The sequence below is a fragment of the Spirosoma liriopis genome (assembly GCF_023196085.1).
Taxonomy (GTDB): domain Bacteria; phylum Bacteroidota; class Bacteroidia; order Cytophagales; family Spirosomataceae; genus Spirosoma; species Spirosoma oryzicola.
The window spans coordinates 1,257,498-1,278,369 of record NZ_JALPRF010000001.1 but is presented as its reverse complement, the minus strand read 5'-3'; the positions used below and the strand labels follow the sequence as shown (position 1 = coordinate 1,278,369).

The 20,872-nt window shown below is 49.9% G+C and carries 17 protein-coding genes; 7 read left to right on the top strand and 10 right to left on the bottom strand.

Annotated elements, in window-relative coordinates; genetic code table 11:
- Nucleotides 1–45: 45 nt before the first annotated feature.
- The 3 genes from M0L20_RS05295 to M0L20_RS05285 are packed head-to-tail and all read right to left on the bottom strand — an operon-like array spanning nt 46 to nt 3,018.
- Entirely contained in the window at nt 46–1,227 is a 1,182-nt protein-coding gene (locus M0L20_RS05295) for a glycosyltransferase family 87 protein (RefSeq protein ID WP_248475998.1), read from the bottom strand.
- A gap of 31 nt (nt 1,228–1,258) precedes the next feature.
- Nucleotides 1,259–2,068 (bottom strand): polysaccharide deacetylase family protein, encoded by an 810-nt coding sequence (locus tag M0L20_RS05290; RefSeq protein WP_248475997.1) that lies wholly within the window; start codon nt 2,066–2,068, stop codon nt 1,259–1,261.
- Nucleotides 2,011–3,018: a glycosyltransferase family 2 protein gene (locus tag M0L20_RS05285; protein ID WP_232559816.1), complete on the bottom strand. Its 1,008-nt coding sequence runs from the start codon at nt 3,016–3,018 to the stop codon at nt 2,011–2,013. Before M0L20_RS05285 ends, M0L20_RS05290 begins: the two co-directional genes overlap by 58 nt.
- Nucleotides 3,019–3,539: 521 nt before the next feature.
- On the opposite strand from M0L20_RS05285, the gene M0L20_RS05280 reads away from it, so the two are divergent.
- Nucleotides 3,540–4,445 (top strand): S66 peptidase family protein, encoded by a 906-nt coding sequence (locus M0L20_RS05280; RefSeq protein WP_248476603.1) that lies wholly within the window; start codon nt 3,540–3,542, stop codon nt 4,443–4,445.
- A gap of 83 nt (nt 4,446–4,528) precedes the next feature.
- On the opposite strand, the gene M0L20_RS05275 is transcribed toward M0L20_RS05280, so the two are convergent.
- Together M0L20_RS05275 and M0L20_RS05270 are read right to left on the bottom strand one after the other, a co-directional pair.
- Entirely contained in the window at nt 4,529–5,599 is a 1,071-nt protein-coding gene (locus M0L20_RS05275; protein ID WP_248475996.1) for a M20/M25/M40 family metallo-hydrolase, read from the bottom strand.
- 132 nt (nt 5,600–5,731) lie between these two features.
- Nucleotides 5,732–6,391, bottom strand: a complete 660-nt coding sequence (locus M0L20_RS05270) for a peptidoglycan DD-metalloendopeptidase family protein (RefSeq protein WP_248475995.1) — start codon at nt 6,389–6,391, stop codon at nt 5,732–5,734.
- 196 nt (nt 6,392–6,587) lie between these two features.
- Here M0L20_RS05270 and M0L20_RS05265 point away from each other — a divergent pair, with 196 nt between their 5' ends.
- Nucleotides 6,588–7,490: a Kelch repeat-containing protein gene (locus tag M0L20_RS05265; protein ID WP_248475994.1), complete on the top strand. Its 903-nt coding sequence runs from the start codon at nt 6,588–6,590 to the stop codon at nt 7,488–7,490.
- 106 nt (nt 7,491–7,596) lie between these two features.
- A complete protein-coding gene (locus M0L20_RS05260) occupies nt 7,597–9,102 on the top strand; it encodes a peptide MFS transporter (RefSeq protein WP_248475993.1) in 1,506 nt (501 codons plus the stop codon).
- A 75-nt stretch (nt 9,103–9,177) separates the two neighbouring features.
- Here M0L20_RS05260 and M0L20_RS05255 read toward each other — a convergent pair whose 3' ends face one another.
- From M0L20_RS05255 to M0L20_RS05235, 5 genes are all read right to left on the bottom strand, one after another.
- Nucleotides 9,178–9,513 carry a translation initiation factor gene (locus tag M0L20_RS05255; RefSeq protein WP_248475992.1) on the bottom strand — a complete coding sequence of 112 codons (336 nt, stop codon included), beginning with the start codon at nt 9,511–9,513 and terminating at the stop codon, nt 9,178–9,180.
- 54 nt (nt 9,514–9,567) lie between these two features.
- Complete coding sequence (locus M0L20_RS05250) at nt 9,568–10,350, bottom strand: LytR/AlgR family response regulator transcription factor (protein ID WP_232559810.1); 783 nt, start codon at nt 10,348–10,350, stop codon at nt 9,568–9,570.
- 12 nt (nt 10,351–10,362) lie between these two features.
- Entirely contained in the window at nt 10,363–11,841 is a 1,479-nt protein-coding gene (locus tag M0L20_RS05245) for a histidine kinase (protein WP_248475991.1), read from the bottom strand.
- 75 nt (nt 11,842–11,916) lie between these two features.
- Complete coding sequence (locus tag M0L20_RS05240; protein ID WP_248475990.1) at nt 11,917–12,570, bottom strand: hypothetical protein; 654 nt, start codon at nt 12,568–12,570, stop codon at nt 11,917–11,919.
- Nucleotides 12,571–12,607: 37 nt separating this feature from the next.
- Entirely contained in the window at nt 12,608–14,785 is a 2,178-nt protein-coding gene (locus M0L20_RS05235) for a TonB-dependent receptor (protein ID WP_248475989.1), read from the bottom strand.
- A gap of 189 nt (nt 14,786–14,974) precedes the next feature.
- On the opposite strand from M0L20_RS05235, the gene M0L20_RS05230 reads away from it, so the two are divergent.
- The 4 genes from M0L20_RS05230 to M0L20_RS05215 all read left to right on the top strand — a co-directional run bounded on the left by M0L20_RS05230 (nt 14,975) and on the right by M0L20_RS05215 (nt 20,841).
- Nucleotides 14,975–15,514, top strand: coding sequence for a GNAT family N-acetyltransferase (locus M0L20_RS05230; RefSeq protein ID WP_232559806.1), 540 nt, complete (start codon nt 14,975–14,977; stop codon nt 15,512–15,514).
- Nucleotides 15,515–15,641: 127 nt separating this feature from the next.
- Nucleotides 15,642–16,355 carry a (d)CMP kinase gene (gene cmk, locus M0L20_RS05225; RefSeq protein WP_232559805.1) on the top strand — a complete coding sequence of 238 codons (714 nt, stop codon included), beginning with the start codon at nt 15,642–15,644 and terminating at the stop codon, nt 16,353–16,355.
- Nucleotides 16,356–16,409: 54 nt separating this feature from the next.
- Nucleotides 16,410–17,465, top strand: a complete 1,056-nt coding sequence (locus tag M0L20_RS05220; protein ID WP_248475988.1) for an NAD(P)/FAD-dependent oxidoreductase — start codon at nt 16,410–16,412, stop codon at nt 17,463–17,465.
- A gap of 94 nt (nt 17,466–17,559) precedes the next feature.
- Entirely contained in the window at nt 17,560–20,841 is a 3,282-nt protein-coding gene (locus M0L20_RS05215; protein ID WP_248475987.1) for a hypothetical protein, read from the top strand.
- Nucleotides 20,842–20,872: the final 31 nt, after the last annotated feature.

Genomic DNA, 20,872 nt, shown 5'->3' with positions numbered 1-20,872 from the left:
TGATCTACCGACGTTTACTTACTTCGAGCCTGCCCCCGTGGCGAACTACGTGTTGTTTTCGAGTGAAAGCCCAGCCTCCCGAACATCTGTTGACGAAGAAAACGGAGTCGGTCTGTGCATCAGGTAAATAATTCGGAACCAGATCAGCACGCAAGGTAATGCTTTCAGCGCGTATGGTAAGACAAAACGATCGCGCAGATAGACCGGAAATATATCACTCGGCGAAAAAACCGTCAAGACGAGGCAACTGATTAGTAAGACTCGGTCTAATACGCTTTGCGGGCAATAGAACCACCAGAGCATAACGCCCGTGACGGCAGTGATGTACGTAGGCGATTCAGAAACGGGGTTGAAAATAACCTGAAAGATCAGGATCGAAGCGACCATCAGCATCCGGAAGTACCGCTGCGTAAACCGTTTAATGTGCATGTAAACCGTGCAGAACAGCGCTACACCGAAACCGATAATGACCGGTGTCGGCACGTCCGGGGAAATAAACAGGTGCACAAGCCGGTGAATCGAGGTATTGGCCCATTTGTCATGATCGGACTTGATCAGCAGTTGATTTACCCACAGTTCGTACTGCCAGAGCAATTTTGCCGGAGAAGTAAACAAAAGTGGCAGCAAACCAAGCACGATAGCCCAGCAAACCATTGCTAGTAAAAAACGAATCTTTTGCGGATACAACAGAAACAAAGCTGCTGCTACAAGGCTGTATATCTTGATGTTAAAACCAAGGACGATAAAGAAGGCGGCCCAGATGGGTTGCTTTTTTTCAAAGCTAATGAACGCGAACAGCGGAATCGCACCAATCAGCGGATTTGTCTGACTGTTGACCAGCGATGTAAATAATTCTTGCAGACAGAACCAGTACGCGAAAACTTTTTGCTGGTGGGTAAGCGGCATTCGGTAAATAGCCAATGCCCAAACGCCAGCAAACAGAAAATGCCACAGAAAGAGCCCTACTCGGAATGGCAGGGCAAAAATGGGTGCGAATAAGGCCGCAAATGTAGGGGCGTAATGATAGTGATCACTGTATTCGGCGGGGTATTCACTGTACAGCGTTTTCCCGTCTATCAAATGGTACAGCGAGTAGTAAAAAATCTTATAGTTATTGGAGTCGAGCAGAACTACTATCCGCGTGCTGGCGAATAAGGTAAGCAGGGCGTAAACACCAAAAATAAAGCGGTAATCGCTGAATATAGGCTTTTTGAAAAAGGACAGCATCAAAAGAGGATATCAGAAGCAAAAGATCCGGTCAGTGAGCAACTGCTTCGAGTTGTCGGGTAAATTCGTCCATAGTTTCAAATTCACCCATTGGTTTTAAGTAACGTAACAGCGCTTCGACCCGATCGAGCAACTCATCGCGCGAGTGCCGACGAACATAGGTCGGTATCTTTTCGTAAGCCGCTAGATCCGTAAATTCCCAGGGATGTACGTACAGATTCAAAAAACCATCCGTCGCTAGTGTTTGCTTGCAGAGTGATTTGTAATACGAAAAAGGAAAGTTTTTTAAACTAAGCCAGAACAAAGGAAGGCGCAGTCTTGGCGTTACCGAAGCCGGAATTTGCCAGACGCCCAACTCCTGGAATGGGTGTCGGGGTTCGCCCCAATGATTGTAACGACCCGGAAGCCAGGTTGGATGCAACGACGAATTATACTGATAACCCGCTTTCCGGACATCGTTCGGATCAACAAAGCCCATGCGGGCCCGCCGAAAACCGGTTATGGGCTTGTCGAGCAGTTTTTCCAGAGCAAGCCGTGATGTTAGTAAGTCGGCTGGTTCAAACGTCGTATGATAATAGCCATGCGAAGCTATTTCATGCTTAGTAGCAAGCTGCCGGATTAGGGCAGGCTCATGAAGCGCGTAGTTGGCCGTTGTAAAAAGGGTAGTACGCGCACTCACTGCATCAAATCGTTCGGCTATCAGGCGCAGCCCCCGTGTCGAAACGGCTATCTGTTCGTCCAGCGAAATGTCGTGGCCGAACTCAACAGCCGTGTCAAATTCCTCTACGTCAACGGTGAATAATATACTTCTCCTAGCTGTGCTTCGGTTGGGGGTTCCCATACGGTAACGGTTTCCTCAATATCGCTCGTATCGCCAATAATGTAGGCGGGGCGCTGTTTTACTTCCACAAACGTTTTGCCCAAATATACGCCGATAATACCGATCATAATAAATTGAGCACCGCCAATCAGCACAGAAAGTACGACTAAGGTCGTCCAGCCCGATACGGTTGCGTCGGTGAAAAAATACTCGTACAAGGTTTCCAGTCCGAACAGGCTGGCAAACAAAAACATCCCAAAACCAAGCAATACCGATAAATAGAGCGGTTTCGTCGAGAACGACGTAATGCCCATAGCGGCCAATTGCATCATTTTACGAAACGAGTATTTTGATCGGCCAGCGTAGCGGGCAGCGGGTTGATACAAGATCCGGCACTGGCGGAAACCTACCCAGGAGATGGCTCCGCGAAGGAACAGATCGTTCTCCTTGAACTGCTTTAATGTATCAATAACTTTCCGGTCCAGCAGCCGAAAATCAGCCGCGCCGTCTTCAATTTTTAACCCTGAAACCTTCCGAAGCAGGCTATAGAATCGTTTTGAGGTTGTACGTTTAAACCACGACAGACTTTCGTCCGGTTGCCGAACGGTATAAACAACTTCGTAGCCTTCCTGCCATTTGGCAATTAGGGTAGGGATAAGTTCAGGCGGATGCTGAAGGTCGGCATCCAGACAGATGACGGCCTGACCTCTGGCGTTTTCGTAACCAGCTCGCAACGCCATCTGATGACCGAAGTTTCGCGAAAAAGAGATAAACCGTACTACAGGATAAGCTTTGCTCAACTGGCGAAGAACGTATCGGGTCTGATCCGAACTACCGTCATCGACAATCAGAATCTCATACGATTGATAAGGCTTCATAACAGCCATAAGTCGATGAACGAGAACAGGCAAGTTCTCTTCCTCATTGTAGGCTGGCACGACTATACTAATCATACCTTCGGTTAATGTCATCTTCGTAGGTTAGTACCATTTGGCGCGATCACGCCAATTTTTTCGCTAAAGTAAGTATTTATACTTAATTCTTTGGTTAAGGTTCTATTAAAGTTGCCAGAAATTTTTCAGGAGGCTAAATAGTAATAGAAAGTTCTTTTCTGAGCAGAGTACACGATTATTGGTCAAAAACAGAACATATACCTGAAAAGCTTGTCTAAAGCGGAAGAGGAGTATCTCACTAACCCCAAAATTAGCTAAAAGTTCAGTAGTACTTTTTGCGGTTCCTATCAGAAAGGAATAAGTTTTCATATGATTTAGTTATGCCGCTCATTATGAAGTCTTTTTGGTCCTCAAATCAGTCGATTAGTTGTCCATAAGTGGTATAAAATGCGCTTAAGGCTTATAGCGCGAACCGTGCCAAAACTGCTACTGAATTCTTACTTTTGCGGTACATAACGAACGGTTTCCCCAAACCTTTCGGGGCGACCGTGCATATAGCTACAGCAGCCTCCAAAGTGGGGTGCAAAGACAAAACTGACTTGATTGTTCCTCCTTTTTTACGTCCCGGTGATACAGTTGGCGTGGTAGCTCCCGCCAGTTGGTTTCCTTACGAAGAATTGTCCGACGGTTTGCGTATTCTTCGCGATGTTTGGCAGTTAAATGTTATCGAAGGTGATAGCCTTCGGACTGTTGATGGTCCGTTTGCGGGTTCAGATGAACTGCGACGTACTGATTTGCAGCGGTTGTTTGATGATCCTTCCGTAAAAGCAGTCTTTGCCGCCCGTGGCGGGTATGGTTGTTACCGGATTGTTGATCAGCTAGACGTGACACGGCTACAACAGAATCCAAAATGGCTTGTCGGGTTTAGCGATATAACCGTCTTACTCAGTCTGCTTTACAAGCACGGTATACAAAGCATTCATGGGTTGATGCCCCGGCAGTACGGCCATCCCGACCGGGCGGAATCACTTGAGTCGGTACGGCAATGGCTGTTTGGTGAGGGGCCTGACTATTACGCAGTGTCGGATCATGCGCTCAACCGGGTGGGTGAAGCAGAAGGGCCGCTGGTAGGGGGCAATCTTACCATTCTGGTTAATTCGCTTGGCACGTTCACGGATATCGATTTGGCCGGAACAATTCTGTTTATCGAAGATATTGACGAAACACTCTTCTCGGTTGACCGGATGATGACGCAGCTTCGGCGGGCGGGTCGGCTGGAAAAATTAGCCGGATTGGTCGTGGGACAGTTTAACGATATGCGGATCAATCCGTCGTTGCCATTCGGAAAAAATGCATTCGAGATTATCGCCGACGCCGTTGCGGGGTATAGCTATCCTGTTTTGTTTAACTTTCCGGCTGGACACGTTGACCAGAATCTTGCTCTTCCCATTGGGCACACCGTACAGCTGGAAGTAGGTAGTGGTAGCAATCGGCTGGTGTTTTAGTCTAGGAACAACTCAATAGCGATCGGTACAGGTACTTAGAGCCAGAAAGAGCCGGCACTGATCCGGCTCTTTCTGGTTTAGCTTTATTTGATGTACCGGAAATCTTCTCCGCCTTTCAAGGCAAGTAAGGTTTCGTACATGAGTTTAATCACGTTCTGCACGTCGTCTTTGTGAACCGTTTCGACGGTGGTGTGCATGTACTTGAGCGGGAGCGAAATCAGGGCCGATGCAATTCCTTCGGTAGCGTAGGCAAAGGCGTCGGTATCGGTGCCCGTCGAACGGCTAACCGCCTGTCGTTGGAAGGCGATATTCTGCTGTGCAGCAACGCCGATCATGAAGTCGAGGACGTTGTTTTGCACCGCTGGTCCGTAGCATAACACCGGTCCGTCGCCACATTTAAGGTCGCCCTGTTCTTTCTTGTCGTATTTCGGCGACTGGGTATCGTGTGTCACGTCGGTACAGATAGCCAGATCGGGGCGAAGCCGCCGGGCAATCATTTCGGCACCACGAAGCCCAATTTCCTCCTGAACAGCGTTGACCACGTAAAGCGTGAAGGGCAGCGTTACGTTAGTTTCTTTCAGCAACCGGGCTACTTCGGCAATCATAAAGCCGCCCATGCGGTTGTCCAACGCCCGACCAACGAAATAGCGGTCGTTTAGCTCCATCAGGCCGTCGGAGAATGTGCAGACCGTGCCAACGTGGATACCCATGTCCAGTACTTCCTGTTTGGTGGCGGCACCTACGTCGATGAACAGGTCCGTTACTTTCGGAGCGCTATCTTTGGCGAGATCCCGAACGTGAATGGCCGGCCAGCCGAACACCCCATCGACCACGCCTTGTTTGGTGTGAAGATGAACGCGCATGGAAGGAGCAATCAGGGCATCAGAACCACCGTTACGCCGAACAAACAAATAGCCATCGTCGGAGATGTAGTTGACAAACCACGAAATCTCGTCGGAGTGGGCTTCGATCACTACTTTGTAATCCTTTCCTGGGCCGATCACACCGACGGCTGTTCCGTATGTATCGACAATGTGCTCGTCGATGTACGGCTTGAGGTAATCCAGCCAGATCTGCTGCCCCGACGATTCGAAGCCCGTTGGTGAGGCATTGTTAAGGTACTGATACAAAAAATCTTTACTGTGCTCGTTCATTGCGCTTGAAAATAAACTATTCACGAACGACTGATGCGTCAAACTCGGAATGCTAGATGAATGAAAATCAAATATAGGCGATTGCTTGATGTACTAAACTTTATCACGGTAAAAACTACACTAACCGGCAAGTTAGGATAACCCCGGAATGCCTAACAAGTCATTCGGGTTTGGGCAGATGGCGAGGAATTTTGCGCGGTCGCTGACGGAGCAGACACCCGGAAAGTCGCCTTCATTGCCTAGCATGTCGGTCATCAATTGAAAATGCAGGTGCGGAGGCCAGTCGCCATTTTCGGGGTAGGGGCCAATCTCGGCAATCTGCTCGTTTTCTTCAACCCGCTTCCCGACGGACAATCCCTCCAGCGACGACCGCGTTAGATGGCCGTACAAACTATAGAGCGGCTTTCCGTCAACCGTGTGTTCCAGAATAATCGTGGGTCCATAGTCGCCAAAGTGATCGTTGTCCTGAAAACTATGCACGTTCCCGGCCAGCGGTGCGTAGACAGGCGTTCCGGCTTCGGCCCAGAAGTCAATGCCAAGGTGAATTTCACGCGGTTCTTCGTCGGTGTTGAAATGCGCACTTCGGCGGTAGATAACCCGGTGTTCGTTGTAGCCGCCCACGCCTACCTGTGCCCCTGCTTCCCGTAATTTTCCGAAAACGTAATCGGTGAAAGTAACCGTATCCGTCAGGTCCAGCGTTGCCAGATCGGGATTGGTAGCCGAAAAATCAAGCACTACGTAGGGGGCTTTTACTGGATGGGCGTCTTTCTGAAAAAGAAAAGGAAGAAGCATGGGCAATCAGGAAATGGAACAAGTGATAAAATCAATGTATGAGAATTCTATCGTTAAAAGTATTAAGAATTTGCACGCGCTGGCTTTTCACTCTTTAAGAACGAATTACGTGCACCAACTACTAAAAAAAATGATGAAAGGTAAGCGTCGACTGGGGGTAGTGGGAGTTTGCCTGTGCCTTCTGCTGAACAATTGTATGAGCCCCGAAACCGTCACGTTACCGGGGGGCTGGCATACAAAAGCATCGCTACAAGGGCCAGCTCGCAGCGCTGCGGTAACATTCACAATCGATAATAAAGCGTATGTCGGGACTGGGCTAACGATAGAAAGAGGGGCTCTTGCCGACTTTTGGCAGTACGATACAGACACGAATCAATGGACGCAGGTCGCTGATTTTCCCGGTAAAGCGCGTAGTGAAGCTGTGGGTTTTGCCGTTAGCAACAAAGGGTACGTTGGTACGGGTATCGACGGAGCCAGTGGCAAGCTGCTGCGTGATTTTTATCAATTTGATCCCGTCGCCAATGCCTGGACGCAGGTGGCGGATTTTGGCGGTTCCGCCCGACGGTCGGCGGTAGCCTTCGCCATTGGTCAAACAGGGTTCGTCGGGACGGGTACGGACGGCAACGAACAGCGTGATCTGTGGGGGTACGATCCGACAACGGACACCTGGACGCGGGCGGCTGATTTTGGCGGACGGGGACGAGTCGGTGCGGCTGCTTTTGTGATTAATGAAACGGCTTACGTTGGTACTGGCAATGCCGCCGGGATAAATCAACCGGATTTTTGGGCGTATGACCCGGCTAAAAACCTGTGGAAAGAGCGCAAAAATTTCGCTGAAACATCCATCGCGCGTTCGTATGCCGTCGGCTTCGCGATCAACAACATTGGCTATTTTGTGACGGGAGCCTGTAGTCAACGCTCCGGCGACTATGATGTATGGGGGTATGACCCAACTACCGATTCCTGGACCAACAAATCATCCTTCGAAGGAACCGCCCGGCAAAAAGCAGTTGGGTTCAGCGTTGGCTCAAAAGGCTACGTCACGACAGGTGTATACGGTCGGGCCAGCTATGATGATCTATGGGCGTTCACACCCTAACCCAAAGAGCAGTCTTGCTGATTCCGGTTGCTGAAAGTATATTTACAGCTATTTTTTCGTTGTTAGAAGCATATTCTTCGGCAAACTAAGTTATTAACCTTACGCTATGGAAATTACTGCTGAAAAGCCTATCAAGCAAGCCACGCTATTTGGCCACCCGATGGGCCTTTTCGTTTTGTTTTTTACCGAGATGTGGGAGCGTTTCAGTTACTACGGAATGCGAGCCATCTTACTACTGTTTCTGATCGATAACGTTCGGGGCGGTATGGGCTTAACCGAAGCCGATGGAGCGGCTATTTATGGCATTTATACGGCCTCGGTGTACCTGCTTTCGCTACCCGGTGGCTGGCTTGCCGACAACATACTAGGGCAACGGAAGTCGATCTTCTACGGTGGTATGGTCATTATGCTTGGTCACATCATCCTGGCCATTCCGTCCGGGCCGAGTTTATTCTACATAGGTTTATCGACCGTCGCCATCGGCACCGGAATGCTGAAACCTAATATCAGTAGTATCGTGGGTGAGTTGTATCCCGAAGGGGGAGCACGCAAAGACGCGGCTTTCTCGATTTTTTACATGGGCATCAACACCGGGTCGCTGCTTGGTATCTCGGTGGTGGGTTATCTGGGGCAAAAGGTTGGCTGGCATTACGGTTTTGGCGCGGCTGCCATTGCGATGGCACTCGGCATTGTTACTTTCCGCACCTTTGGACCACGGTACCTCGGCGATCATGGTAATTTTGTCGCTCCGGTGGCCGCAGCCCAAGGACAGTCATCGAGCGGAAACCGTTCCCTATTGCTGTTTCTGGTTGTGGTGGTAGCCATATTAGCGACCTTGCAATTGACCGGGGTGTTGGACATGACTACGGCCCAAGGGTTGGCGCAGGCGATGGGAGCGATTATTTCGTTGATTGCCGTCGGCTATTTCCTGTATATTTTAATTGCGGGCGGGCTGGATACGGTCGAGAAAAAGCGCGTAACGGTGCTTTTTGTTTTTTTCATCGCTGCGGCTGCCTACTGGGCGGGTAATGAACAACAAGGGTCATCGCTGCAAATTTTTGCCGATCGTTACACAGAGCTGAATCTATTCGGCTGGGAGATGCCGTCGAGCTGGTTCCAGAACCTGAATCCAGCCTTTATTCTCCTTTTTTCGCCTGTTCTGGCAGGTTTATGGGTCTTTCTGGCTAACCGCAAAATTAGTTACCCCGTACCGGCCAAAATGGCTACGAGTTTGATTCTGTTAGGGATAGCGTATATCGTCATGGTCGTTGCTGCGAAGATTGCGCTGACCGGTGAGCGTACATCACCCCTCTATCTGTCGCTTACTTACTTCTTTTTCACGCTCGCCGAGTTATTCCTGAGCCCGGTGGGATTGAGTTCGTTTTCTAAGCTATCTCCCAAACGCTACACCAGTCAGCTGATGGGACTCTGGTTCGTGGGTTCGTCATTGGGCAATCTGATTGCGGGGCTGTTTGCCGGTGGATTCGATGAGAAGAATGTGCAGCAGATGCCACAGCTGTTTCAAAGTGTCGCTTATTTCAGTTTAGGCTTCGGGGTGCTGCTGCTGCTCTTTGTAAAACCGCTGAAAAAATGGATGGGTGGTATTGACTAAACGCTGATGTCTGTCTTCAAACAGAACGGTTCCTGAACGACGAATGCCACTCCTCTCGGTAGTGGCATTCGTTTTTTACCCGCCTGCTTTTTTGGCTCTGTAACCCTTGTCGGTGAGCCACGCCAGTACCTTATCGCGGTGATCGCCCTGAATCAGGATTTCATCGTCTTTCGTTGAGCCACCTGCGCCACAAGCGGCTTTCAGTTTTTTGCCTAAGTCACCCAGATCCGATTCGGTTCCGACGAAGCCGCGCACGGTCGTTACCACTTTATTGCCGCCTAACTTCACCAGCCAGATTTTCAGGTTTTGCTGAGCCGGAGCTAAGGTTTCGGCTTCGGATTTCTGGTCGGGTTGGTAGGCAAAATCGGGATTGGTTGAGTAAACAATTCCGGTTCGGTTTTTCTTGCTCATAACTGCGCTGTTTATTGCAAAAGTACAGTTTTCCCATTGCCTTGTTTGTTCCGATTATAGTTCGAGCATTTGCCGTACGGCTTCCCCGTACGTACTACCGGTGGTCAGTTTTGTGCCTTTTTTATCGTTGATGGCGAGCAAAAATTTGCCGTCGAAGTGCTTGTGAACTTCGGTAACTTTATGCCGGTTGACCATCACGGATCGACTAACGCGCACGAATGTGTCGGGCAGCTTTTCGTTGAGTGTTGTCAGCGTATACGTTGTCAGGAATTTTTGACCGTCCGTTGTGGCCAGGAAAACGTACTTATCCTCGGCTTCGAAATAAGCAATATCTGATAGGGGAATTAGTCGGATCTTTTCACCCGTCTTCACCGAGATGGAATAGATTTCTTTCTTCGGCTGCATCTGGGCTAAAAGTCGCAACATGTTGTCCGTCATGGGATTACTGCCCAACTGCGACGAATCGTTCCGCTCGACGAGTGTTCGGATTTTCTGCGCTGTACGGGCTAACCGGTCTGCCTCAATCGGCTTCAACAGGTAATCGACCGAGTTCTCTTCGAAAGCTCGAATAGCGTATTGATCGAAAGCAGTCGCAAAAATCACCAGCGGCATGGCTGTCAAGCGCGATAGCATTTCGAAGCCGTTAAGCAGGGGCATTTCGATGTCCAGAAAAATAACATCGGGTCGTTCGGCCTCAACGAGCGTCAGCCCTTCGGCTCCATTGGGTGCATCGCCGATGACCTCAAACGTATCACTGTATTTTGTGAGCAGACGACGTAATCGACTGATCGCAAGTTGTTCATCGTCAATAAGTATGGTTCTAAGCGGGAATGTCATTGGTTCTTGAAATTAAGCGTCTGTGTCAGGAATTACCAGAGAATGGTCGCTGCGAACTTTACTCATAAGAATAGAAATAAGAACCTGCTTGAGCGGCCAGTTCTGTAACTCAACCCGCGCATCTTCGCCGTAAAGCAGTTTAAGTTTATCCTGAATACTACGCAGACCGTAGCCACCGTCCATATCGTCCGGGAAAGCGGGGCCATTGTCGTGCACGCATAAGTGCAATTCGCCCTCTTTCTCGTAGATGCGCACATCGATCCGGCCCATATCGGCGCGTTTGGCAATGCCGTGTTTGATTGCATTTTCAACGATAGGTTGAAGCAAAAACTGCGGTAGTTTTAATTCGTTGAGGGTCGGGTCAGCTACTTCGACGCTGAACGTAAGCCGATTGCCGAAACGGACCTGTTCCACTTGCAGATAGGTTTTGACCATCTCCAGTTCGTCGGCCAGCGTAGCAAATAATTCGCCGGTGCGTCCGGTTGAGTAGCGGAACAGTTTGGACAGGAGCAGCGTCATTTCTTCGGCCTTGTCCGGATCATCGTGTACCAGACTGGCAATGCTATTGAGCGCGTTGTACAGAAAGTGCGGGTTGATTTTGGCCTGCAATGCGTCTAGCTCAGCGCGGGTTTTCAACTTTTCCAGATTCAGAAGCTGAAATTCCTGTTCCGACAGTTTGCGGGTGAGCTGCCTGCCCTGCTGAAGGACGTACAGAAAGAAGTTAGCGATCAGCAGGTCACCCATCACGTACACATACCAGGAAGCGGTCTTTTCGTAACCACCCGGTCGTTTAGCCAGTTCAACGAGGTAAGGTCTGCCGACTAGCGCATAGATGCTTAAGTTTACCACAAAGAAGCTGCATAGAATGCATAGGCTAATGATGAGGTGACGCTGCCAGACCGCCGGAACTCGTCGCGCCAGCCAGCTTGACAATGACCATGTTAGTAAAAAAACGACGATCCCATCCGCCATGTTCTGTATGATCAGAAACCGGTACAAACCCGCAACCAACGGATCTTTGGCCGACGAAATCAGATGCGTGAAATAGACGATAGCGTTACAACCGTAGATCAGCAAAGCGCCTAATAGTGCTCCGATGAGCGTACCCCAGCCGGGCTTTTGCAGAACTTTGGTCAGCGTAATTGGCTCCGCTTTTGTCGGTTTGGGCATGTATTTACTGCGTCCGGCAAAATTGAACGTCGCCCCTTCGACGTTTGCACCCGTCAGGTTTACATCCTGCAATCCGCAGAAATTCAGATTGGCCTCGTAGAGGTCAGCATCCGTAAAGTCGGCTCCGCTCAATTCCGAAAAACTCAGATTCGCCTGTCGTAGTACAGCACCCCGAAAATTGGCTCGCGTGAGGTTCGAGAAACGAAGATCAGCCTGTGTCAGATCGATACCGCTGAAGTCGAAATCAGACAGGTCCGACGCCCGCATGTTGAGTCGTTTCCCATTTTTGCCAATCGTGCCGATAAGTTGCTCGCGAGTCATTAGCTGATTAATCCGTTTGTGGTTGGCGTTTAGGGCTACACAACTGTACGTCGAAAATGTCGACAATATACCGTCTTATTTGGGGCACTTCGCCAATAGTGGTTCCATCTGTTTCTGCCCCCACGTTGGCGAGAACTCACTGGCCGGTTTAAAACTAGCGAATTTTTCGTTGGCCTGCTTCAACACCGGACATGCTGCACCAGGGCCGCCACCAAACTGCTCCGGCGTGTACATAAGCGATGAACCTTCCAGCACGTAAGCGCGCGGGTTTTCAACATTGAGGCTTTTTGCTTTCGCTAAAGCTGACTGAAATAACGGGCCGTATTGCTGCCAGCGATTCATTGGATCAACCGCCATACGGGCCTGGGCAATGTACGCTTTTAGAATGGTCAATTCGTCGTTGTTGGGTGAGACAGCTTCCGCTGCTTTCAGGTTGACATCGGCCTGATCGAGGTACTTGTCTTTGTCAGCTTCATCTTTGCCCAAAAAGCCCAGATAAACATAATTCAGGCCGGCATAGTAGCGGGGAAGCCACTGGTTCGATTCGACTCCGGCAATACGTTCAAACTGGTTGGCCGACGCCATAAGATCGGCGGTAGACGATTTTTCGTTGTGCGATTGCATAGTGTTTAGTGCCTGACCCATAGCCTGTTTGTACTGGTCTGACTGAGCCTGAGCAGAAAAGGAGGTAGCTACGGCCACCGCGATGGAGATGATAAGCGTTTTCATGATTTAGATGGATGTATAGGTGATCGATTTATGTGAATTACAGTTCGTTGACATTGACTTTTGCCTTTTTCGAAAGCATGATCATACCGCCCACAAAGAAGCTTCGGTACGACTGCGGACCAACGGCGTAGCGCGTTTTGGCGTCGGGTGTGTACTGATACGTGTACACGTTATGCGTATTGAGGATATTATCGATGGTAGCGTACAGAACGACCATATTCTTTTTGATCCGGGTGATGTGGCTGGCCGAGAAGCTAAGGTTATTTACGATGGGCGTGCGGTCGGCAAGGAAAAGCTCGTTGTTGGGGTTGTAGTACGGACGACCGCTGCTGATGGTGTAGGTAAGCCCCATGCTCGTGCTGATCTTGTCGAAGTACCGCTTCCCAATCAGGCTGATATTGTGGTTGGAAATAAAGGTTGGTGTGGCGGCTACCGGGTATTGCTGAAACAACCGCTTGGTGTCTACGTAGCTGTACGTCACCCAGTAATCCAAGCCTCGTATGCTTTTCTGATCGCGCCAGAACACGTCGAAGCCTTTGGCGTAGCCATTGCCGCTGTTATCGGTGCGACCCCGGGGAAAGCGGTACGGATTCGCATCATAGTAGTTGGGCATACCGGGCTGGCTCGTAAACTCACGAACGAGCTGAGCGTAGTTTTTGTAGAAGGTTTCAATGCGGAACGTACGCTTGTCCTTGATAAGCTGATAGTTTAGAATTAGGTGGTCGGCTCGTTCGTAATTCAGATTTTCGTTCCGGTACAGGTAACGATAGTCTGGCGTTTGGTAGAATTGCCCGTACGCCAGCGACACCTGACTGTATACACCCGTTTTGTACGCCATCGACAGACGAGGAGCCAGATTGAACCGGTTGATTACGGATGAGTATTCGCCCCGAAGACCTAGTTGAACCGCCAGATTGCGGCCAAGGTAGGTTTGGGATTCAGCGAACAAGGCTCCGTAGTTATCGTGCAGGGCATACTGGGTCCCCGATACCGCGTTTTGGTACGTAACCCGGCTTCCTTCAGTTCCGAACAAAAACGAATTATTGCCGGGTAGCAATCGGGTCAGCACAGCCCGCGCTTGTAGTCGCTCACTGGAACGACCAAAATCCTGCGCACTAAACGTTGTCGCATCGGTATCGTAGCTGTACGACAGGCCGGAGTGGAGCAGCCAGCGACCATCGGCCCAACTGTCCGTATACGTACTGGTCGTAAAGAAATTACGATTCTGCTGACGAAAAGCTGTTTTGCCCGTTTCGTTAGATGGATCAACAAAGTTCATTCCCAGCCGACTGTCGGAGTACATGCCGTAGAATTTAAGCATACCTGTTTTGGTGGGTTGCAGCCGGTAAGTCAGGGAAGAGCCCGCAAATTCGGGAACGTGCGTCCAGTCAATGTTTTGCCGAACGAGCGCAAAAAGGGGTTTGAGGTTACCGTAGTAAGCCGTTGCCGAAACCGACGATTTTTCGGTAGCATGATCGTAGCTAAGCGCGGCATTCGCCAGGTTCAGACTCAGGCTCAATCCTTCGGTCTGCGTTTTATCGACGGTATTAAGCAGCAGTACCGATGAAAGCGCCTGTCCATACTGCGCGGAGTAGCCACCCGTGCTGAACGAAGTACCTTTGAACATAAAAGGCTGAAACCGTCCCCGCGATTGTAAACCCGGCATTGAGCTGAAATACGGATTTTGCACGATCATCCCGTCGATCACAACTTTCGCTTCTTCGCTGGAGCCACCCCGCACAAACAAGCCGGTTTGTTCGCCAACGCGCTGCGTGCCGGGAAGTAAGTTCATAGCCGCCGTAATGTCGGCACCAGCGCCCGCCGTTGTGACAATATCCATCGGCTTGAGCATGGTCATTCGGCGCTCGTCGGAAGCTTCGAACGATCCCGCCGTTATGACCACCGTGTTTAGTTCATTAGCGGTTTCGGTGAGCCGGACAAGAATAGAGCTGTTGGCCGCGAGCGTAATTTTTTTGCTGTATGATTCGTAGCCGATGTACGAAACCATCAGCGTGGCTGTATCTTGCCGACTACTGGCAAATTTGAAACTACCGGTGCTGTCGGTGTTGGCTCCATCGTAAGTGCCGCGCAGAAACACATTGGCTCCGGGCAGTGCGTGACCTTTTTGATCCGTCACCCGTCCGGCCAGCATCGTCTGGGCCGACGTGCTGAGGGTAGCGGATAAGAGTATGGCGAGGAAGTATAGTGTTTTCATGACTGTTCGTCAGTTCAGTGGCTGATAGGATGCTCAAAACTAGAATGACCAATCGCCTGCCCTTTGCTTTTTCCGACGAACCGGGGAAACTGTAGCGTGAAATCCCGCCGGATAAGGATAAATTTGGCTTAACATTTACCCAACTACGTTGTTATTGTCGTACAAACCCGCGCACCTTTGACCACTACCTTGATTACATTTAAGCTTTCGCTGGGCAGGCTTCGCCCCTGGCGTGAAGGCGATGAAGATTCGTTGTCGCACCATGCCAGTAACCGTCGTATCTGGAATAATGTCCGGGATTTTTTTCCGTATCCATATACACCCCGCGACGCGCATTCCTGGGTACGTTCCAATAAGTCTTACCAGCAGCCTAATAACCTGGCCATTGAAATTGATGGCCAAGCGGTGGGTAACATCGGATTTACGGTCAAAGACGATATTTACCGATACAACGCTGAGATTGGCTACTGGCTTAGTGAAGAATATTGGGGTCGGGGTATTATGAGCGAAGCGGTACCCATTGTAACCGAATACATCTTTTCCAATTTCCAGGTCAATCGAGTTTTTGCCTGCGTATTGGAAGGAAATATTGGTTCAATGCGTGTGCTGGAAGGTGCTGGCTATCAGCACGAAGCGATCCACCGCAAAGCCGCTGTAAAGAATAATCAGTATCTGGATGAGCACATTTTCGCCATGCTTCGTTCGGAGTTCAGAGCGTTAAACAAGTAGCTAATGCTGTGGTCTGGCTATGTGCCTATAGCGATACGGTGCAATCGAAGGTGTCAGATCGGTTGATAATCCCTCTAATTTGTGGTTATTTTGCCTAACTTTTGCCGCTTCGGCGGACCAAAATTTCATGCCGAAGATAGTAATCGCCATAGACGGATATTCGAGTTGCGGGAAAAGCACAACCGCTAAAGCTGTAGCGGCCCGGATGGGCTACGGCTACATTGATACGGGGGCTATGTACCGGGCCGTTACCTTATTTTTCCTCCAGGAGCGTGTGTCGTTTTCAAATCAGAAAGAGGTTGAATCGGCTCTCGAACGCATTCACATCACCTTTAATTTCAACGCTCGTGTCGGCAAAAACGAGACCTGCCTGAACGGGCTGAATGTGGAGGAAGAAATCCGGAAGATGTATATCTCCAACCTGGTTAGCGAAGTAAGTGCTATTCCTGAGGTGCGTTGGGCAATGGTCGCGCAACAGCAGAAAATGGGTCGTCGCCGGGGCGTTGTTATGGATGGCCGGGATATTGGTACGAAGGTGTTTCCCGATGCCGAGGTAAAAGTATTCATGACTGCCGAAACGTACATCCGGGCCAGACGGCGGCAGCAGGAACTCCTGGCCAAGGGAGAGATGGTCAACCTGGATGATATTGTCAAAAACATCGAAAAGCGCGACTTAATCGACACCACACGCGCTGAAAGCCCACTCGTACAAGCTCCTGAGGCTATCCTGCTCGATACGTCCCACATGACGATTGAGGAACAGGTCGATTGGGTGATTGAACTGGCGGACCGGCGACTGGCTGAAATACACCGCACAAAAACAAAGAAAATAGCCGGGTAATTATCGCTGGTTTTTGCCTTACTCGAGTATGAGTTTTTTTCTAACAAGACACGCATGACTGCCGATTTTTTACTGATAGGGCAGGGGGTGGCTGGCTCTGCGCTGGCCTGGACGCTCGATCAGCGTGGTTGTTCTGTGTTATTGGCCGATGACCCGACATTGCCTGCCGCTTCGGCCGTGGCTGCCGGAATTATTAATCCACTGACGGGGCGAAAGCTGGTCCGTACCTGGAAAGCCGACGAACTGTTTCCTTTTCTGCACCAGTTCTACGCCGGAATCGAAGAACAGCTCGGTGTTCATTTCTTCCACCCCAAGACGATCTACCGACCTTTTCGCTCCCTGGCCGAACAAAAAGAGTATCTCGCCATTGTTGCTGACCCTCAGATACAACCGTATGCTTCGAAAGCAACGAACGATTCGCTGTACACCGACTACATCAATAACCCGTTTGGTGGTTTAGACGTAACACAAAGTGGCTGGGTTGATTTAATCGAATTGTCCAGAATCATTAAAGGGTACTTTATTCGAAAGAACCAATATTACGAAGGCCATGTATCCGTCAGCGATTTAAAAATTACTGACGAAGGCGTTGAGTGGAAAGACATAAAAATAAAGAAAGTCATATTTTGCGATGGGGTTCAGGGTCGCGAAAACCCGTTGTTTGACTGGCTTCCATATAATCCCGTGAAAGGCCAGATTCTGACGGTGATGGTTGACCGCTATCCGATTACAAGCATTGTCAACCAGGGTGTTTTCATCTTGCCGATTCGCAATGGATTGCTGCGGATCGGGGCCACGTATTCCTGGCACGATCTGGATTGGCAAACAACCGACGACGGCCGGTCGTTTCTAGAATCGAAAGTTCAGGCTGTACTGAAAACCCCGTACGAAATTGTGAACCAGCAAGCCGGTATTCGCCCGTCCAGCAAGGACCGTCGGCCCTTTGTGGGTATGCATCCGGCGCACCCAGCCATCGGGATTTTTGGGGGTATGGGTACCAAAGGTGTGTCGTTAGCACCCTATCTGGCCGAGCAATTTGCTCGATATCTACTAGACGGCGAAGAATTAGAGCCGGAAGCGAATATTAGCCGTTATGTTTCGTTATTATAGCGTTCATTAAACGTTAGCGTATAGGAGTAAGGTTTTAGCGTTCAGGCTAGGGCCATAAGGCTGATAGCTAACGTCCAACGTTTTGTCGATTAGTATGCGAAATCAATACATTCTGCTGATGGGGCTATGGCTGGGAGCATTGGGCGCAGCCACGGCACAAAACTATCCGGCGCTGGAGCGTTTTGGAAAAAACCGTATCCAATATCGGAGCTTTGACTGGAAGATTATCCGAACTTCCAACTTCGAGATCTACTATTACCAGGATGGCACGCAGATCGCGAACCTGACGGCGCAGTACGCCGAATCGGAGTTTGACCGAATCACGGAGCTGCTTGGGTATACGCCCTACAACCGGGTAAAGATCTTTCTGTTCAATTCGCCCTCAGAGTTGGCACAGAGCAACATTGGGCTCAATACGCAGGGAAGCCTGAACAAGCGCGAACAGAACTTGTCGAAGTCACGAATTGAGCTCGCTTTTACCGGCGATCAGATCAGTTTTCGTCGGCAGATTGTACACGATGTTTCCATGCTTTTCGTGTATGATATGCTCTACGGCGGTAGCCTGAAAGACGCCCTTCAAAGTTCACTTCTGTTGACGCTCCCGGAGTGGTTTATGCCGGGTATTGCCTCTTACATTGCCGACGGCTACAGCCTTGAGCTGGACGATTACATGCGTGATGCATCGTTGACGCGCACCATCAAAAAACCGTCGCTGCTTGCCGGTGCCGAAGCCGAACGCGTAGGGCATTCGATCTGGAATTACATCGTTCAGAAATACGGTCGCGACAATGTATCGAACATTCTGAATCTGACCCGTATCATTCGGAATGAGCAAAGCAGTATTTCGAGTACGCTTGGTATTCCTTACAGCCGGTTTTTGCGGGAATGGCGTGACTATTACGCAGGAATGGCCAATGCAGTAACGCAAGCGTATCGGCCCAGCTCCGACGAGTTTCAAATAAAGATCAAATCGTCATCGGATGAAGAGTTAGTACTTAATAGTTTGAAGTTAAGCCCCGATAAGCAGTATTTTGCCTACACCACGCTTTTCGACGGGAAGTACAAGGTCGAAGTTGTCAATACGACGAATCAGAAAAGAACGAAGGTACTTCAGGGCGGCTACCGGCTTGATGGGCAGGAAGCTCGAACCCGTACGCCATTGATTTCCTGGCAGCGGGGCAACAACCTTGTCATCATCACCGACGAGCTAGGTAAAACAAACCTGTATCAGTACAGCGATTTTGAAAAAAAGCCCAAGCGTCAATTCAAGCGGCAGATCAACGGTCTAACTCAGGTTCTTTCGATGGATGCCTCGGACGATGGCGGTAGTTTAATTTTGAGCGCCGACCGCCGGGGGCAGAACGATTTATTTATTTACAGCATTAACCGGGGTTCTTACCAGCAGATAACAAACGATCTGTATGACGATTTGTATCCGCAGTTTGTGGGCAGAACAGCGCGTCAGGTCGTCTTTAGTTCGAACCGCAAACAGGATACGCTCGGCGTCGACAAAGGGTCATACAAAACTATCACGGATCGCCTGAGCTTATTTTCGCACGAAGGGAGCGCACGCGATTTTTCGCTGGTTCGCCTGACCGATTCATTATCGCACGCAACGCAGCCTATTCCTGCCAGCGAGACAGTTGTTTACTTTTTGAATGATGTGAGCGGTATCCGCAACCTGTACCGGCTCGACACCGAATCGGGTTCGGTCGGGCAAGTAACGGCTTTTCCCGAAAGTATTCGGTTTTACGACTTGAATCCGTCAAACGGTGGTTTCGTTTATAGTAGCCTCAAGAATGGTGAAGAATACATTGGATTCCGTTCGCAGATCAACCTGACGCAAACGGTTCAGGCCCCGCCAACCCAGCGCAGTATCAGCTCTGGTTCGGTCAAGCCCGCCAGAGCAACAACGAATCGTTCTAACACTGTAAAAACAGATTCTGCGGGTCAGGTAAGCCGTGCCGATACTACCCGGCCTGATACAGTAGCCGCAAAACAAACGGTCAACGCAAACAGACTGGCGCTGGAGCCGGGCGAAGTAGATACCGATAACTACCAGTTCGATCCGGACGTGCTGAAATCGACTGAGTATCGTCAACGTCGCACGATCGGAGGCACCGCACCTACGCTGACGACAACTTTACCGCGTAATCGCCGTCGGGAAAACATCACCATTCGGGGGCCTTTCAACTACAAGGGACTGTTCACCGTTAGTGATGCGAACTCAAACTGGCGGATCGATCCGATTTCAGCGAAAGGATTTGGGTATTCGCAGGATGTCACACTCACTGATTTGCTGGAAAATCATGTTCTGCGCGCCGGGTTGTTTATCACGACTACGTTACGCAACAGTGATCTGTTCGCAGAGTATACCAACCTGAAACACCTTATCGACTTTGGAGCGCGCGTAGATCGCAGTACCTTATTTGTTGACAACAGCGGGTTGAGCCAAAAATACCGGTACAATCGAGTGGCGCTCTCGGCGTCTTATCCGCTTTCGGTAACGACCCGGTTTACGGTGTCGCCGTTTTATGCGACGACCCGGCTGATCGATGTTTCGTCGTTCAGCGAGCCGGATCGGGTATCGGACTATGGTGGTGTACGGGGTGAAATCGTTTTTGACAACACAAAAGTCAATGGCATGAATCTGGCCGTCGGAACGAAGATGAAAATCAAGTATGAAGAATACGCTGGTTTGCGGTCATCGTCAGAAAGTTTCCGCCGGTTGTCGCTTGATCTGCGGCATTATCAGAAAATTCACCGGGATCTGGTGTTAGCTGCGCGATTCTCCTTTAGCCAATCGGGTGGCCCTGCTCCTAAACAAAGTACATTAGGGGGTATGGATAACTGGATCGGCACTAACTCCTCTATCAAAGAGCTGGTTGCATCGAACCCATTGCTGGTTCCGAACACGATTCCAGCCGAAATTCCGTACGACTACCGGAATGTGTTCTTCCTTGATTTTGCAGCGCCACTACGCGGTTTCCGCCAAGGTAAACTAACTGGTACCAGTCATATGTTGCTGAATGTAGAGCTTCGCTTACCATTGATTCGGTACCTGTATCGTGGGAATATTACCTCGAACTTCCTGCGGAACCTGCAACTGGTTGCGTTCACGGATATCGGTACGGCCTGGTCTGGAAAAGGTCCCTTTAGTCAGCAGAACAGCTTAAACACAGAAGTTGTCGGCGGAGGTAATACTCCATTTAGAGCTGTCGTGACGAACTTCAAGAATCCGTTCCTGATTGGTTATGGAGCTGGCGCGCGAACGATGCTGTTCGGCTATTTTGTTAAGTTTGACTATGGATGGGGTCTTGAAAATAAAGTTGTTAGCAAACCCATTGCTTATCTGACACTGGGTTACGATTTCTAAACCGTAAGCAATTAGTTTATCCACAATGAAG